Source organism: Streptomyces sp. DSM 116793 (assembly GCF_057320905.1).
In genome coordinates, this window is sequence record NZ_CM170494.1 from 8713492 (window position 1) to 8730001 (window position 16510).

General features: G+C 71.6%; 10 protein-coding genes. 1 reads left to right on the plus strand and 9 read right to left on the minus strand.

Going from position 1 to position 16510, the window contains the following annotated elements:
* Positions 1-3: 3 nt before the first annotated feature.
* Entirely contained in the window at positions 4-1812 is a 1809-nt protein-coding gene (locus ACSMXW_RS34420) for an asparagine synthetase B family protein (protein WP_485802171.1), read from the minus strand.
* 185 nt (positions 1813-1997) lie between these two features.
* Positions 1998-5216, minus strand: a complete 3219-nt coding sequence (locus tag ACSMXW_RS34425; RefSeq protein ID WP_485802173.1) for a S41 family peptidase — start codon at positions 5214-5216, stop codon at positions 1998-2000.
* A 68-nt stretch (positions 5217-5284) separates the two neighbouring features.
* Between ACSMXW_RS34425 and ACSMXW_RS34430 the strand changes: the two genes are divergently transcribed.
* On the plus strand, positions 5285-5938 hold the full coding sequence (locus tag ACSMXW_RS34430; protein WP_485808489.1) for a CoA transferase: 654 nt from the start codon (positions 5285-5287) through the stop codon (positions 5936-5938).
* Positions 5939-6036: 98 nt separating this feature from the next.
* On the opposite strand, the gene cimA is transcribed toward ACSMXW_RS34430, so the two are convergent.
* The 7 genes from cimA to ACSMXW_RS34465 form a co-directional block, all read right to left on the minus strand.
* The gene (gene cimA / locus ACSMXW_RS34435; protein WP_485802175.1) at positions 6037-7746 is read right to left on the minus strand and encodes a citramalate synthase; all 1710 of its coding nucleotides are present in this window, start codon (positions 7744-7746) and stop codon (positions 6037-6039) included.
* Positions 7743-9581 carry an asparagine synthase (glutamine-hydrolyzing) gene (gene asnB, locus ACSMXW_RS34440; RefSeq protein WP_485802177.1) on the minus strand — a complete coding sequence of 613 codons (1839 nt, stop codon included), beginning with the start codon at positions 9579-9581 and terminating at the stop codon, positions 7743-7745. The genes cimA and asnB overlap by 4 nt, the downstream gene beginning before the upstream one ends.
* Positions 9582-9646: 65 nt before the next feature.
* Positions 9647-11278 carry a serine hydrolase domain-containing protein gene (locus tag ACSMXW_RS34445; protein ID WP_485802179.1) on the minus strand — a complete coding sequence of 544 codons (1632 nt, stop codon included), beginning with the start codon at positions 11276-11278 and terminating at the stop codon, positions 9647-9649.
* 11 nt (positions 11279-11289) lie between these two features.
* Positions 11290-12384 carry a Gfo/Idh/MocA family protein gene (locus ACSMXW_RS34450; RefSeq protein ID WP_485802181.1) on the minus strand — a complete coding sequence of 365 codons (1095 nt, stop codon included), beginning with the start codon at positions 12382-12384 and terminating at the stop codon, positions 11290-11292.
* Positions 12351-13613 carry a GNAT family N-acetyltransferase gene (locus tag ACSMXW_RS34455; protein WP_485802183.1) on the minus strand — a complete coding sequence of 421 codons (1263 nt, stop codon included), beginning with the start codon at positions 13611-13613 and terminating at the stop codon, positions 12351-12353. Before ACSMXW_RS34455 ends, ACSMXW_RS34450 begins: the two co-directional genes overlap by 34 nt.
* Positions 13610-15124 (minus strand): methionine--tRNA ligase, encoded by a 1515-nt coding sequence (locus ACSMXW_RS34460; protein ID WP_485802185.1) that lies wholly within the window; start codon positions 15122-15124, stop codon positions 13610-13612. Before ACSMXW_RS34460 ends, ACSMXW_RS34455 begins: the two co-directional genes overlap by 4 nt.
* A gap of 35 nt (positions 15125-15159) precedes the next feature.
* Entirely contained in the window at positions 15160-16431 is a 1272-nt protein-coding gene (locus tag ACSMXW_RS34465) for a B12-binding domain-containing radical SAM protein (RefSeq protein ID WP_485802187.1), read from the minus strand.
* Positions 16432-16510 lie beyond the last annotated feature (79 nt).

The window sequence follows — 16510 nt, forward strand, 5'->3', positions numbered from 1 at the left end:
GGGTTACAGACTCGTGCGGACGCCCAGCCACTTCATCCACGCGTCGAGTTGAAGAACCATTTCGATGTCCGCCCGGCCGAACCAGCCGCCGCGGTCGAACAGTTTCGGGCTGCTCGCGACGCGCCTGGCCGCCTCGACATCGATCAACGGACGCACCGGCGCCGCCGAGTCGTCCAGCACGGCGATCAACCGCCGCTGGAGCGCCGTCTTGTAACGCTTGTCGAACGTGACCGGGTAGGCGACCTTGCGCCGGGCGAGGACCGAGTCAGGCACGACCTTCTGACCGATGGCCCTCAGGACGCTCTTCTCCCGCCCGTCGAAGTACTTGATGCGGGCGGGCACGTTGAACAGGTAGGAGTAGAGCCTGTGATCGGCGAAGGGGAAGCGCACCTGGAGCCCCGCGGCGGCGGACAGGCGTTCCGAGTGCTGGATCGCCTGCTCCAGCATGCGGGTGACGATCAGGTAGTCGACCTGGCGGCTCAGGCGGTCGGCGGGCGCCGCGCCCGGCACCTGCGGAACCTCGTCGAGGGCAGCGCGGAACATGCGCTCCAGATGGCCCATCGTGTCCGTCGTGCGCAGTAGTTCGGGGTCGAACAGGCCGGTGCCGATGCCGTGGGTCCTGCCGAAGGCCTGGTATGTCTCCACCCAGGGAAACGTCTTGAGTTCGCGTTGGTCGTCGATCACACCGCCGATCCCGCCGAAGACCGTGTCGGCCCCTTCGCCGCTGAGCGCGGCGGGCGTCTTCCCGGCGACCCGGCGTCCGAAGAGGTAGGGACTGATGTTCTTGTCGCCGAAGGGGGTCGGATAGTCCTTCGCGGAGAGCACGGACGTCAACGTCGCCGGATCGGAGAGTTCGGCAGGACGGATCGCGATCTCCTCGTGGTCCGTCTGCCAGAAACGGACCACCTCCTCCGCGTAGGGCCGATCGGGAATCGGCGCCGCGCCGTCACCGAACGCGACGGTGAAGGTCTGCGTCACCCGGCCGCCCGCCCTGCCCGCGACGAGGCCGGTCAGCACGCTCGAGTCGAGGCCCCCGGAGAGCAGTACGGCAGGGGGGATGCCCTGCAGGTTCCGGCTGATGGACGCCTCCAGCAGCTCCTTCGCCTTCTGGAGCGTCTCGTCTCGGCCCTGCGTGTGCTCGTGTGCCTCAAGACTCCAGTACCGGTGTTCGGCAACCCGCTCGGCGGAGAAACGGACCGTGTGTCCGGCGCGCACCTCGCGGATCCCGCGCAGCGCGCCGTCACCCGGCGGGCGAATCTGGGTGACGAGCGCGCGGAAGGAGTCCACATCCACGACCGGCCGGATCAGCGGATGCCTCACCAGAGTCGGCAGGTCCGAGGCGAAGACCAGCCCGTGCGGGACGAGCGCGTAGCTGAGGGGCTTGATGCCCATCCGGTCACGCCCGAGAACGAGTTCTTCCCGTCGGGCATCCCAGACGGCGAACGCAAAACTGCCGTCGAGTCGCTCAACGAATTCCGGCCCCCAGCGCAGGTATGCGTGGAGAACCGTGTCGGCGGGTGAATGGTCGTCATCCGCGACTACGCCGCTCGCGTCCCGCAGAGATGCGTCGTTGTGCAGGTAACCGTCGCAAACGGCCGCCGCCACCACGCGGCCCCCGACCTCGTAGGTCGCCGGTGTCTCCCGGCCCGGCCAGACCGGGTCGGGCCGCAGTGCCAGACATGCGTGCCGGCCCAGCCACACACCGCCCGCGCGCTGCCCGCGGGTGTGGAGATCCTCCGCCATACGCACGGCTGCGGGCCCTTCGTTCTCCAGATCGCGGGTGTGGTCCACCCACCCAGCTATTCCCGACATGAAGCCCTCTCCGCAGCAAGAATTCCCGTGACGATATGAGGTCGGATACTCCTGACTGGAAACGTCCTCATCGATCTTCATCCGGGGGAGTAGACGGGAGATAGAATTCGCATGGGCATGGGCATGGGCATGGGCTCCAGAGGGAGGCGGCGGTGCGCGGCGCTCCCGCCGCACCTGCGGGCCGGTCACCGGGGCGCGGTCCTGGCGGGCGACTTCACCAGCTTCTCCAAGGCCACGTCGACCGCCGTGTCCAACTGGGGATCGCGGTCCGCGGCCCAGTCCTGGGGGGTCTGCACGACCACCACATCCGGGTCGATCCCGCGATTCTCGATGTCCCAGCCGTACAGCTCGGACCAGGTACCGACCTTGGGCTGGGTGACTCCCGTGCCGTCGACAAGCGTGTACTTGAGGTCGATGCCGATCACACCGCCCGACGTACGGGTGCCGACGACCGGGCCGAGTCCGCGCGCCTGGAAGGCCGCACAGAAGATCTCGGCGTCGGATCCGGAGAACTCGTTGCAGACCACCACGACCGGGCCGCGGGGAGCCGACCGGGGATAGCTGACCGGAAGGGCCCTGCGGGACGCGCTCCACCCCACGATCGGCCGAGCCAGCCGTTCGAGCACCAACTGGGAACAACGGCCCCCGCGGTTCTCCCGCACGTCCACGATCAGGCCGTCGTACGCCGTTTCGACCCGCAGGTCCCGGTGCAGCTGGGCCCAGCCCTCGCCCATCATGTCCGGCACGTGCAGGTAGCCGAGGCGTCCACCGGACCGGCGCCGGACCCGCGCGCGGCGGCCGCCCACCCAGTCGTGGTAGCGCAGCGGTTCCTCGGTGGCCAGCGGAACCACCACGACGTCGCGGGGCGCACCGCCTTCGGCGGCGACGGTGAGTTCGACGGGCCGTCCGGCCGTGCCCGTGAGCAGTGGCGCCGGTCCCCGGGCCGGGTCCACCGGCCGTCCGCCGACGGCGAGGATCGCCTCACCGCCGGTTATGCGGACCCCTGAGGCCGCCAGAGGAGACCGGGCCGCGGGATCGGAGCTCTCCGTGGGCAGCACCCGGTCGATCCGCCAGACGCCGTGCTCGTCCCGGGAGATGTCCGCACCGAGCATGCCCTGCCGTCGGGCGTCGTCGGGCGTGCCGAGTTGCGGACCGACGTACGCGTGCGACGTGGCGAGCTCGCCCTGCACCTCCCACAGCAGATCGACGAGGTCGTCGTGCGTGGCCACCCGTTCGAGGACGGGGCGGTAGCGGTCGAGGACCTCCTCCCAGTCGACGCCCAGCATGTCGGCGCGGTAGAAGTTGTCCCGCATCAGGCGGCCGGCCTCCGCGTACATCTGCCGCCACTCGGCAGCCGGTTCGACGGTCACCCCGACACAGGACAGATCGACGGGGACGGACGCGCCGGTCCCCGCGTCGCGGTCCGCGTCCGCCACCCGCAGCTCACCGTCCCGCTTCAGCAGCAGCCGGCGCCCGTTGCCCGACACGCGGACGGCGGTGACACCCGAGTCGAGCTGCTCGACCGTGCCGTGGCCCGGCAGGCGGAACCGCTCCAGGACCGGTGCCTCGGGCCCCGGCCCCGTGGCTTCGCGAGAGGTCCCGAGCTCCGTCCTCCTCGGATGCCGCAACCAGAAGACGGCTCCGTGCCCGGCCTGGAGCGTGCTGTATTCGGCGGCCGCCACGGGGAAGGGCTCCACCCGCTCGCCGAGCCCGGCACGCTCGACTTCGACGAAGGGCCCGTCGGGCACGCCGGCACCGTCCCGGTCCGCGCCCGCCGGGTCCCGCTGCTCGTACGGCGGGCCGAAGGGCGACGGGGTGGTGCCGGCCAGGGCCACGAGATGGGGGCGGCAGGCCACCGGGAAGGAGAGCCCGAAGGACTGTGTGTCGTAGGCCGGATCGAAGACCCGCTCCGACAGGAAGGCCAGGTACATGCCGTCAGCGGTGAAGGCGGGCGAGAAGTCGTTGAACCGCAGCGGTGTCACCTCGGAGACCACCAGGTCCGCCGTGTCGGCGATCAACAGCTGCCGCAGCGGAGCCGGGCCCGGATGCGACCAGGCGAGCCAGCGGGAGTCGGGCGAGAACACGAGGCCGGTCGCCTCGCCGTGCTCACCGGTCGTCACTTCGCGCCTGGCACCGTCCCCGGTGGAGATCAGCAGGACACGGCCGTCGTCGCAGGCCACCGCCGCCGCGCGGCCATCGGGCGCGACCGTCATCTCCAGCACCCGGCCGAGCCCCCCGGCCGTCAGGACCCGGTGTCTCGCCGGCCCGCCACAGGGGTGGACGGGAGCGCAGGCGAGTGCGTCGTCGCCGAGCTCGTCGGTGACCCAGAGCAGCATGGACTCGCCGTCGTGCCCCCGCCGGAAGACACGGGGCAGCCGGCACCGCACGTCCGGCCGGTGAGCGATCAGGCGGGCGGGTCCCCGGGCGCCCGTGAGCCAGTGGAGGGAGCCGCGCACCTCTACGGCCTGCCCGAGCCCGTCGTGATCCGGGCAGACGTCTCCCAGGTACCGTGCGGCGCTGATCCGGTACGGGGCCCGTTCCGTGCGCTGACCGCCCAGCCGCACGGGGAGGGGTACGGGCGTGGCGTCCAGGCCGTCGAGCAGGTGCAGTACGCCCGCCGCGCAGTAGACGACACGCTCGCCGTCCGTCGCGGCATGCCGTGCGTAGAACCCGCCGAGTTCCGTGTGCCGGCGCAACCGGGACCCGTCCGGGAGGCAGGAGTAGACGGCTCCCGTGCCCTCGTGGTCCGACAGGAACGCCACCCGGTCGCGCACCCACATCGGGCACTCCACATTGCCGTCGAGGTCCGGCAGGAGCCGCTCGAAGGCACCGTCCCCTTCCCGGTCGATCCACAGCCTGCCGGCCATGCCGCCCCGGAACCGCTTCCAGGTGCTGGCATCGCGGCCCATCGTCGCCGAGGCGATCAGAACGGCGTTGCCCGGGCCGGGGGAGACATCGCTGACCGGTCCATACGGCAGGCGCCGTCCGGTTCCTCCGGTGGGGGGAAGGGCGTAGGCCCACGTGCGGCGGACCGTGGCCTCGCCGTGCGTGGTGGTGACGAGGATCTCGCCGTCCGGAGTCCACCCGCACACCGAGGTCCTGGGACTGCCCCAGTAGGTGAGGCGAGTGACCTCTCCGCCGTCGGCCGGTGCCAGGTACACCTCGGACGCCCCGTCACGCAGCGACGTGTAGGCGATCCAGGCGCCGTCCGGCGAGAACCTGGGGCGGGACACGGGCGCGCCATCCGAAGTGGCCCGCCAGGCCCGCCCTCCGTCGAGCGGGGCGGTCCACACGTCGTGTTCGGCGGTGAAGACGACGGACCCACCGTGTATGTCGGGAAAACGAAGATAGGAAGCCTGCCCTGAGCTTCCTGTATCTGCCGTGTCTTTACCGTACGGATTCATCTTCAAGCCTCCCTGGCGGGTCTGTTGAAAAGCGCTTCCCACGCCGTCCCGCATCCTCCGAGGCGGGACTGGCCAAGAGAGACTTCGGAAGGGGCGGCGACGTCGTGGATGTGGCCCTTTATGAAGGGGTGTTCTCCCTGCTGGAGTCCCTGGTGCCCGACTACGACGCCTTCGGCGTCACCCCCGAACGCACCGGCAGCGGACTGCCCGGCATCGCGCCGTCCAACACGTATCGGTGCGCGGACGGCACGTTCGCGGTCATCAGCGGCAACGGGGACGCGATCTACCGACGGTTGATGGCGGTGGTGGGGCGCCCCGACCTCGCGGCCGACCCCTCGCTCGCGGACAACGCGGGCCGGGTCGCCCGCACGGCGGAACTGGACGAGGCCATCGGCGCGTGGACGGCGACTCTCCCGCGTGCGGCCGTACTGCGTGTGCTGGAGGAGGCCGGCGTGCCCGGCGGGGCCATCTACACGGTCGAGGACATCGTGCACGACCCGCACTTCCGTGCGCGGGACATGCTGGAGAGGCACCCCGTGGCGCTGACCGAGGAGACGACCGCGGAGGTGACGTTCCCCGGAATAGTCCCCAAGTTCCAGCACTCACCGGGCGCCACCCGGTGGCTCGGCCCGGAGCTCGGTGAGCACACCGACGCCGTGCTCGACGAGCTGGGACTTAACGAGCGCAGGCGTGCCGAGCTGAGGTCGCGCGGCGTGCTGTGACGGCCCGCCGCCGGGTGCCTCACGGCCGGTTCGTCCGCCGGGAGGCACCCGTCCCGTCCCGCGTCGCGGAGAGTCTCCGCCGGCCGGGTCAGGGCACATCAGCGGTCCGCCCCGTGCTTCACCAGGGCGTAGGCGTACCCCTCGCACAACGCCTGCCAGCAGGCTTCGTCCCTGTCGCCGCCCACCGCGACGGTGGACCACCTGCGCTCGCCGTCCGCCATGGTGACCAGCGCACGCGCGCCGGGGTTCCCCGCGGTGCCGCGGCCGTCGAGGACATCGATCCTGATGTCCTCGACCGACACCAGCCCCACCGCCGGATAAGTGCCGCCGAGGGCGGCACGCAGTGCGTCGTCGAGCGCGCCGCACACACTGCCGCCGCCGGTGGCGGCGACCTTCCGGTCTCCGACCGTCACCGTCACCAGGGCGTTGGCGTGGTGCGTGCCGTCGGCGTCGACGCCCGAGGACGTGTACCAGGAGTCGACGGAGAAGCGACGGTCCTCCGGCCCGCACAGTTCGGCGCGGATGAGCAGTTCCAGGGAGGCGTCGGCGATCTCGTAGGTGAGGCCGGCGGCCTCCCCCTGCTTGATCCGGTGGGTGAGCCGTCCCAGCAGCTCACGGTCGTCCGAGAGGTCGTAACCGAGCTCGCGGGCCTTCAACTCGACCGACGCCCGCCCCGCCATCTCGCAGACCAGCATGCGCATGGAGTTGCCCACGGCCCCGGGTGTGACGTGCTGGTACAGATCGGGGTCCGTCCTGATGGCGGCCGCGTGCAGCCCGGCCTTGTGCGCGAACGCCGACAGGCCGACGTACGGCTGATGGCTGACCGGCTCCATGCGGGCCAGCCGGGCGATGGCCCCGGAGACGTGTGTCATCCCCGCCAGGGCTACGTCCGGCAGCACGCGCCGGTCGTACTTGAGCTCCAGCGTGCCCAGCACGGAGAAGAGGTTCGCGTTGCCGACCCGTTCGCCGTACCCGTTGGCCGTGCACTGTACGTGCGTGACGCCCGCGTCCACGGCCGCCAGCGTGTTGGCCACCGCGCAGCCCGAGTCGTCCTGGGCGTGGATCCCCAGCCTAACGCCCGTGTCGGCGAGCACGGACCCGGCCACGGCGTGGACCCGCGGCGGTAAGGTGCCGCCGTTGGTGTCGCACAGGAGGACCACGGAGGCCCCGGCCTGGTGCGCGGTCAGCACCACCTGCCGGGCGTAGCCGGGGTCGGCGTGGTACCCGTCGAAGAAGTGCTCACAGTCGACGAAGACCCGTCGGCCCTGTGACCGCAGGTAGCAGACCGTGTCGGCGATCATGGCGAGGTTCTCCTCCGGGGAGGTGCGCAGAGCCTGCTCCACATGCCGCCGATCCGCCTTCGCCACCAGTGTGACCACCGAGGTGCCCGCCTCCAGCAGGTCCTGGACCTGCGGATCGCGTGCGGCCGGCACATGGGCCCTGCGGGTCGAGCCGAAGGCCACGAGCTGGGCGTGCGTGAGGTCCAGCTCCTTTCCGGCGCGCCGGAAGAACTCGGTGTCCCGTGGGTTCGACCCAGGCCAGCCCCCCTCGATGAAGCCGACCCCCAGCCCGTCCAGCAGCCGCGCGATCTCCAGCCGGTCGTCGACGCTCAGACTGATGCCCTGGCGCTGCGCTCCGTCACGGAGGGTGGTGTCGAACACATGGAACTCGTCGGACGGCGCGAGGCGGCGGGCCGCCGGTGCCCCCGGCCGCTCGGACACGGGCGCATGTGCTCGGGGGTGCCCCGGACGCGGGGCGGTGCCGGTGGCCTCGCACGGGTGCGGCGCCGATTCCTGTCGCGTAGTCATCCACCTACTCCGATGTGCGGCGAGTACAGGTCGAACCAGTGGTACATGTCGAGGACCCGGTCCAGGTCGTGGCGCGTACGGATCGGGATCGCCTCCGGGTCGAGGGCTGCGGCCTCCTCCACCCAGTCCCGGTCGATCAGGGCGAAGGCGGAGTTGTCGGAGGCGACCAGCATCTCCTTGGCCTGCCGCTGGAGTTCCCTCGCGTAGCCGGGGTCCTGGACGGACGGGAAGTGGGCCTTGGGACGCAGCGCGACCATGCCCGGCAGGAGGTGTCTGGTGGCGTGCCTGAGCAGGCTCTTCTCCCTGCCGTCGAAGGACTTCAGGGCCCAGGGGGCGTTGTAGACGTACTCCACGAGCCGGTGGTCGCAGAAGGGCACGCGCACCTCCAGGCCCAGGGCCATCGACGTGCGGTCCTTGCGGTCCAACAGCATGCGGACGTGCCGGGTGAGATGGAGATGGCTGAACACCCGCATCCGGCGCTCGGCCGGGCTCGCGCCGAGGACGTGCTCGACCGAGGCCGCCGCGGTCGCGTACTCGTCGGCGACGTACTGCTCGATGTCCAGCTCGGCCAGGACGTCGGCGCGGATGCCCCGCGTCCTGTCCAGCACGCCGCGCTGGACGAGCCAGGGGAAGGTGCTCGTGTTGAGCGCCGTGTCGTTGTGGAACCACCGGTAGCCGCCGAACACCTCGTCCGCGGCCTCTCCGGAGAGCGCCACCGTCGACTCCGTCTTGATCGCCCGGAAGAGGAGGTACAGGGAGGTGTCCATGTCCCCCAGGCCCGCGGGACTGTCGCGAGCGGCGATCACGGCACGGCGGACGGCGGGATCCGTGAGCTCCTCGGCGTCCAGCAGGATGTCCCGGTGCTCCGAGCCGGCACGCGTGGCCATGGCCCTCACATACGGCGCGTCCGTGGTGGACCGCATGTCGTCGGGGACGAAATGCTCCTGCCGCCCGGCGAAGTCCACGGAGAACGTACGCAGTCGCTCGCCCCGGCCCGCCAGGAACGAGGCCGCGATCCCGGTGATGGCGCTGGAGTCGAGACCGCCGGACAGCAGCACGCACAGCGGGACGTCGGCGACCAGTTGGCGGTGCACGGCATCGGACAGCAGCTCCCGTACGGTCGCCACCGTCGTATCCCGGCCGTCCTCGTGCGGACGGGTCTCCAGCCTCCAGTACGTCCTGGTGCGGATGCCCTCGGTGGTCACCGTGACGACCGTGCCGGGCTCGACCTGACGCATGTCCTTCCACAACGTCCAGCCGGGCCGGTGCGTGAACGCCAGGATCTCCCGCAGGCCGTCGGTCTCGATCCGGCGTGCGGCCGCGGGGTTGGCCAGGATGGCCTTCGGTTCGGAGCCGAAGAGCACCCCGTCCGGCGTGGGCCGGTAGTAGAGGGGCTTGACGCCCATCCGGTCGCGGATCATGACCAGCTTCTCGGCCCGCCCGTCCCAGACGGCGAAGGCGTACATCCCGTTGAGACGTTCGGCGACCCGCTCGCCCCACTCCAGGTATCCGTGCAGGACGACCTCGGTATCGCTGGAGGTGCGGAAGACATGGCCGCGACCGGCCAGTTCGGTGCGCAGCTCCTGGAAGTTGTAGGCCTCGCCGGAGTAGACCAGCGCGATCGAGCCCCCGGACGTCTCGAACGTCATCGGCTGCCGCCCGCCCACGAGGTCGATGACACCGAGCCGCCGGTGGCCGACGGCGGCGTGGCCCCGGCTCCACACACCCGACGCGTCCGGCCCCCGGCACGCCATGGTGGACGTCATCGCCTCGACCGTGGGCCGCTCGTTCGCCATGTCACGTTCGAACGAGATCCAGCCGGTGATACCGCACATCGCATTCTCCTGACATTCGTCCTGACCTGAGGGCACTTGCCGACCGGGGCCGCACGTGCGGCCGGCTACGGGACGAGGCCGAGGTCCTCGTAGACGGCGTCGTCGACCCGGAGCATGCGAGCCAGGTGCTCCTCGTGCCAGGTCTGCCCGTTGAAGTGCAGGGCCACCACGAGCCCTGCGTCCGGGTCGGCGAAGCCGACGTTCGTCCACAGTCCGTAGTGGCCGTAGCTACGCAGCGAGGCATGCTTGCTGAACGCGGTGTAGAGCGCCCCGAGATGGTGTGATTCGATGCGGAATCCAAGGCCCCAGTCCGCATTGCCGAACCGGTCGGTCACCCCGGCGCGCTGCCGGCCCGTGAGCGCCGCGACCGTCTGGGGCATCAGGACCCGGCCGCCGGGTGCCTCGCCGTCGTGCAGCAGCATCTCGAGCAGCAGCCCGAGGTCCGACATCGGCCCGCGGTGGCTCGCACCGGGGAGCGAGGTGGTGCATGCGGCCTCCGTACTGAACCAGTAGCTGGGCTGCGCGGTCCTGCCGTCGCCGCTGATGTACCTGACCGGCAGCCGGCCGGCCAGCCGGCCGTACTCCTCGGGGCTCAGGAACGACCTGCTCAGCGTCATGCCGCAGGGCCGCAGGATCTCCTCGGCGAGGTAGGTGTCGTAGTCGCGGCCGTCGACCGCCTGCACCACCTCGGCGAGGAGGAACCAGGCCCACTTGGCGCTGTAGTTGTGCTGCCCGCCCGCCTCGGAGCCGGCCGGAACGACCAGCCTGCTCAGCAGTTCCCGGCGGCCCGCACGGTCGATGACCAGCCGGCCGTGAAAGGGATCGAACGCGGCGGGCAGCGCGGTCGTGTGCGTCAGCAACTGCCGTATGGTGACGGTCTCCCGGCCCTGCCCGGAGAACCACGGCACATACTCGGCGGCGGGCGCCGACGGATCGAGCAGACCCCGTTCCCACAACTGCCCCACGGCCACCGCGCCCAACGGCTTCGCGCAGCAGTTCCACTGCGCCAGGGCCTCGCGGTCGAAGGGCACGCCGGGCCTGCACTCGCCCAGGGCGACCGAGGCGGACCTGCCGGACGGCGCGTGTGAGACGTACAGCTGGGCGCCGGGCGTGGACGACGGGATCTCGGCCCGCAACGCGGCCATGGTCCGGGGCAGCATCTCGCCCGCACCGTCGGTGGCGTCCACATGGTCCCGAAGGAGGCCGCCCGGCCGGGGCTCCGGCCAGCAGGGCCGGCCGATGCCGGCCGGCAGGTCCGCGGTCAGCCGACGCAGCCGGGCGAGCGCGTTCACCCGGTCCTGCTGAAGGGCGCGGTCCACGTAGTACAGGTACTGGAACACGCCGACCACGAGGATCCCGTCGTCCTCCAGCAGCCGTGCCCGCTCCGCGGCATTGCCGAAGAGGAGGGCGGCCGCCTGGTCGCGGCTCAGGGTGATCTCCAGGTTCGGCCGGGGGGACTCGGTCCACGGCACGCACCTGAGGCCGTCGGTGTTCCGGTCCAGCAGCAGCAGAACGCTCTGCGCGGCCCCGTCCTCCCTCCCGTCCGTCACGTTCAGCCGGAAACGTATGGCGTCCTCCTCGTCGACCACGGTCGCCGACAGCAGCGCACCGGCGCTCCGGAACCACGGTGAGGAGAACAGTGCGGCACTGGTCGGACGGCTCGCCACGGCACCGTCCATGGTCTGGCTCGCGTTCACGGCCCTCTCCCTCAGTCGAATATCCGTATGAATTCGGTCCTCGCTGCGGACCGGTAGACGGCGAGGACGGTTTCCAGCGCGCGCCGGGCCTCGCGTCCGCGGACGGCGGGCTCGGTCCCGGCCGTCACCGCCGAGACGAAGTCCAGAAGCTGGTCCCGGTGGGGCTGGCGCAGCAGTCCCGTCGCGTCCCGTCCGCCGTCCGTCCGGCCGCTTGCGGCGAGCCGCTCCGCCGCCTGGTTGTGGCTGCCGTACGCGCCGTGGGAACCCACGGGTGCCGCGCCCTGCGCGCGGGCGTGGAAGTACACCAGCTCGTCGTTCTCCAGGACCAGGGAGCCCCGGTCTCCGTTCACGCTGACCCGGGAGGTGCGCCCCGGGTAGGCGCCCGTGGTCGCGAGCAGGACACCGAGGGCGCCACTCGTGAAGCGCAGGCTGGCGGTCGCCACGTCCTCCACCTCGAGCGAGCGGTGGGCGCTCCGCGCGGTGTGCCCGCTGACCTCCGCCACCGGCCCGGCGAACCACTGGGCCAGGTCCACGGAGTGGATCGCCTGGTTCATGAGGGCGCCGCCGCCGTCGAGCGCGGTGGTGCCCCGCCAGGACGCGGAGGAGTAGTACGACTGCCCCCGCCACCACGGCACCTCGACGACCACCGACGCGACGCGGCCCAGCTCCCCCGCGGCGATGGCGTCGTGCGCGAGCCGTGCCGAGGGGTCGAACCGGTGCTGCGAGACCACGCCGAGCACGCGTCCCGCCTTGTCCGCCGCGGCGATGAGCCGGTCCGCGGCGTCCAGCGTGACATCGATCGGCTTCTCCACGAGCACGTGCTTGCCCGCCGCGAGCGCCTGTCCGCCCACGGCCGCGTGCGTGCCACTCGGGGTGCACACGCAGACCGCGTCGATGTCCTTCCGTAGGAGCAGACCCTCGACGGTCTCCGCGGCGCAGGAGAGTTCCGCGGCCGCCGCCCGTGCCCGGTCGGGGCGCGCGGCCGCGACCGCGACGAGCTCGGCCCGCCCCGCGAACGCCGCGGCGGACACCTCGTCGGCCCCGGACAGCAGCCGGCCGAACAGGCCGCCTATCACTCCGCAGCCGATGATTCCGAAGCGCAGCACGCTGCTCCCTTCGTCGGGGACGCGGACCCCGCCCGGGGCCGGTCCGTGTGTGCCGGTACGAACGGTGACCACGGATTGGCGGCGATCCGCCTGCGGTAGCCCCCGTCGAGGAGACCGGCCACGGCTGCCACCGGCTCCCGCGCCTGCGGAGGCACCTTGAGGTGCAGGACCCTGACCTCGTGGTCGCAGCCGCGCAGCGCCTTGGCGTCGTACGCCTCCGGGCCCATGACCAGTCCGTCGGCCCCCGCCGCCACGGCGCGCTCGACCATGGCGTAGTAGGCGAGGTTGAAGTACGTGTAGGGCACCTCGGCGGCCGCCTCCGACAGCCCGAGGAACTTCGGGTGGAGGAGCCCGTCGGCGACGTAGTAGACGAGGAAGCCGATGAGCTCTCCGGCGTGGTGCGCCTCGAGCAGCCGTGCGTGCGGAGCGAGGTGGTCACGGATACCGCACACGATCCGGTGCGCCAGCTCCGAGGAGACGGTGTGGCCGAGCTTGGCCATGTGCGTGACGTGCAGTCGCGCGTGCCGCTCGTCCAGGGACTCCACGGGCGCGTCCACGAGGGTGGCCCCTGACGCCCTGAAGTCCCGGATCTCCCGCCGCGCCCGGGAGCGGCGGCGCTGCGACATCGCCGAGAAGTAGCCGTCGAGGTCACACCAGGGCGTGTGCAGCACACACTCGGCGAGGCACGCGAAGGACACATAGCCGCGTTCGGCCAGTGCCGTCGACAGCACCCCGTCGTGCTCGGGCACGTGAGCACAGGCGGTGGTGACGGCGCCCAGATCCTCCGACACGTCCTCCAGGACGTCGAGCGCCCGCTCGACGACACCGGCGTCATCCGGGTCCTCCCGCAGGACTCCCGGCAGGAACGCACCGGGAAGCACGGCGACGGCGCTCGGGAACAGACGCGTGCCCGCGGCGGCGAGCGCGGCGCGGGCGGAGTCGAGGGCAGCGCTCTCGTCCCGGCTGAGGTGCGGTCCGAGATCGGCGAAATCCCGGTACAGCAGCGCGGCCGGGTTGTGGCTCAGGCCCTGCCGGTCGTCCAGGCGCTCCACCAGCAGCGCCGCACCCGTACCGCGCGCCGGGCCGACGACCGCGTACCGCCGCTCGGCGCCGGTGCTCTCGTACGGCCGCAGCCACTCCGGCGTCGTGTACAGCCCTCTGACGAAGGGGCGCCACCGGTCCTCCAGCGCCCCGATCCGCCGGGCCACGGCCAGTCCGGCGCCCGTCATGACGGCACACGCTCCCCGCCGACACCGGGCTCGGCGCTCTCGTAGGCGGGGAACAGCTTCGCAGGCCGGGGCAGTCGCCCTCCCGGCGGGGCGCACCGGTCACGCAGACCCTGCGCGGCGCCCGGGAGGAAGGGACCCAGCAGGTCGGCGAGTTCCCCGAGGGCCGCCGCCGTCTCGGCCAGCACGGTGTCCAGCTCCGGCGCCGCCGACGGGTCACCGTCCCGTTCCGCCTTGGCGAGCGCCCATGGCTCCTTCGCTTCGAGATACCGGTTGACCACCCCGACGACGGCCATCAGCTCCTGCGTGGCCGGCCGCAGCTCGTAGGCGCGCATATGACCGTCGATCGCGCGCCGGGCCTCGGCGAGGCGGGGGGCGAGGACCGGTTCCGCCCGCCGGTCCGCGCGCGGCACGGTACCGGCGCGGTAGCGCCACACCATGCTGGAGAGCCGGTGGCAGAGGTTGCCGATGCCGTGGGTCAGGTCCTCGTTCGCGCGCTCCAGCATGAGTGCCACGCTGAAGGCGGAGTCCCCGCTCGCCGGCCCGTCCCTGAGCAGCCACCACCGGACGGGCTCGACCCCGTAGTCCCGCACCATGGCGATCGGGTCGTACTCCAGGGCGCTGCGGGCGGCGGTGGGATCGGCGAGCCGCAGGTGCCCGTGGACCAGCACCTCCGCGTCCGGGCGGTCACCGGCCGACAGCAGGATGGCCGGCAGGATCACGGTGTGGAAGCGGAGGATGTTCTTTCCGATGACGTGCAGCCGACGCGCCGACAGCCACGCCTCCTCCTGCTCCCCGGCGCCGCGGTAGGCACTGGTGTACGCGGCCAGGGCGTCGAACCACGCGTAGACGACCTGGTCCGGGTCGTTGGGTACGGGGATGCCCCAGCCGTGCGCCCGGTCCGCGGACCGGGAGACGCTGATGTCCTCGAGGCCCTGGTCGAGCAGCGCCAGCGTCTCCCGGCGGAACGGCTCCGGGCGGATGACGAGACGACCGCTCTCGACGAGCTCCCTGAGCCGCTCGGTGTGCCGGGAGAGTGTGAAGTACCAGTTCTGCTCGGTGCGGGCGACCAGTACCGTGTCGTCGTCGGGGCAGCGCACCGCGTCCGGCTCGGACACGAACCGCTCGCACGACGGGCAGTACCGACCGGTGTAGCGCCGCTGGACCAGGTCGCCCCGGTCCAGGCAGTGCGTCCACAGGCGTTGCACCCCCCGGGCGTGGCGTGTGTCGGCACTGGTCCGGACGACCTGCTCGAAGGGGGCCTGAAGGGCGGCGAGCAGCTCCTTGAAGCCCTCCGCCCGCTGCCGGACGAAGGCCGCGGGGGTGGCCCCGTTCTCCTCGGCGGCACGGAGCACCGACAGGGGGTTCTCGTCGACGCCCGTCACCCGGTGGACCGTGGCGTCGCGGTCGAAGTGGCGGGCCAACGCGTCCGCATGGACGAGGTCCAGAGCGTAGCCGAGGTGCGGCCGGGCGTCGGCGTAGGGGATCGGCGCACTGATGAGTACTCGGGACATGATTCTCCGGGTGGTGATGAGGTGCGGCGGAACGGTCAGAGCTCGGCCATGGCGTTCCCGAGGTTGTTCGGCAGGGCCAGGAGCCTGGCCTCCAGCGCGTCCAGGTCGACGGGGTAGTCCCGCCGGTAGGCGTCGGTGGCGGCCTTCACCTCGTCCCAGGTCGCCGGCATCCTGCCGCCGGAGTACCGGGGGGCGAGCTCGGTGTACAGCGAGGTCCCGGGGCGCAGGAACAACTGGTTGATGCCGAACTTCGCCGGCAGGTCGGCCGCCCAGTCGACGATCTGCCCGCTCAGACACGCCGGGTCGCCCGGCAGGCCGAGGATGACGAAGGCGAACGGCTGGATACCGGCGCTCTCCAGCTTGTGTATGGCCTCCCTGATCTGCGTGTCCGTGACGTTCTTGTTCACGCCGGCCATGGCCACCGCGGGCGACTCGGCGCCGAGCCACATGCCCCGGCACCCCGCCTCCGCCCACTCCTCGACGTTGCTCTTGAGCACGACCTCGGTCCTCGTCTGGCCGAGCCAGGTGACATCGCGTTGCCGCAGCCCGCGGCACAGCTCCCCGTAGAAGGCCCGGTTGATCCCGAAGACGTAGTCGAGGAAGAACAGGGTGGAGACGCCCCGCAGCGTGAGCTCCTCGACCTCGGCCAGCACCCGGTGCACCGGCCGGGTCCGCATGCGCGTGCCGAAGGGGAGGTGGCAGAACGTGCAACCGTAGGTGCACCCACGGGCTGCGAAGACCATGCCGCTCGGTCCCTGGTACAGCTGGTGGCCGTCGAACATCTCGGCGCGGTAGGAGTCCAGCTTCAGCAGGTCGTACGCCGGAAGGGGCAGGTGCTCCAGGTCGTAGGCGGCGGCGTCGGCCGGCGGTACGAGCACGGCGGGCGCGGTGTCCGGGTGTGCGAGGACCTGCGCCACGCCGTGCACCGCGGCGGCGTCCACCTCGCCCACGGCGACGTGGTCGACGCCGAGGTCGGCCCTGGTGGGTTCGGGCAGCTGAGTGGGGTGTGGGCCGACGGCGAGCAGCCAGGCCCCGGGGTGATGCAGCCGCGCGCTGCGGGCGGCTTCGCGAATCGGGCCGATGTCCAGTGGGTAACACTGGGCGCGGTCGGCTATCGCCGTGACGAGGACGAGGCCGTCGACGGCGGTGTTCCCGCTCGGGGGAGTGGCCTCCACCCGCCGGTCCCAGACGCTGACCTCGTGCCCCTGGTTCCGTAGGACGGCCGCCGCGTAGGCGACGTCCACCGGCATCTGGAAGAAGACACGCTCGAACTCATCCTCGGGGATGACAAACCGAATGTGGGCCACGGGGAGTTCCCTTTTCAATGGGTGCGGATACCGGACCGGCACGGGTCCGGGGAGGTCGGCTTGCGCAGTGCACGTCCGG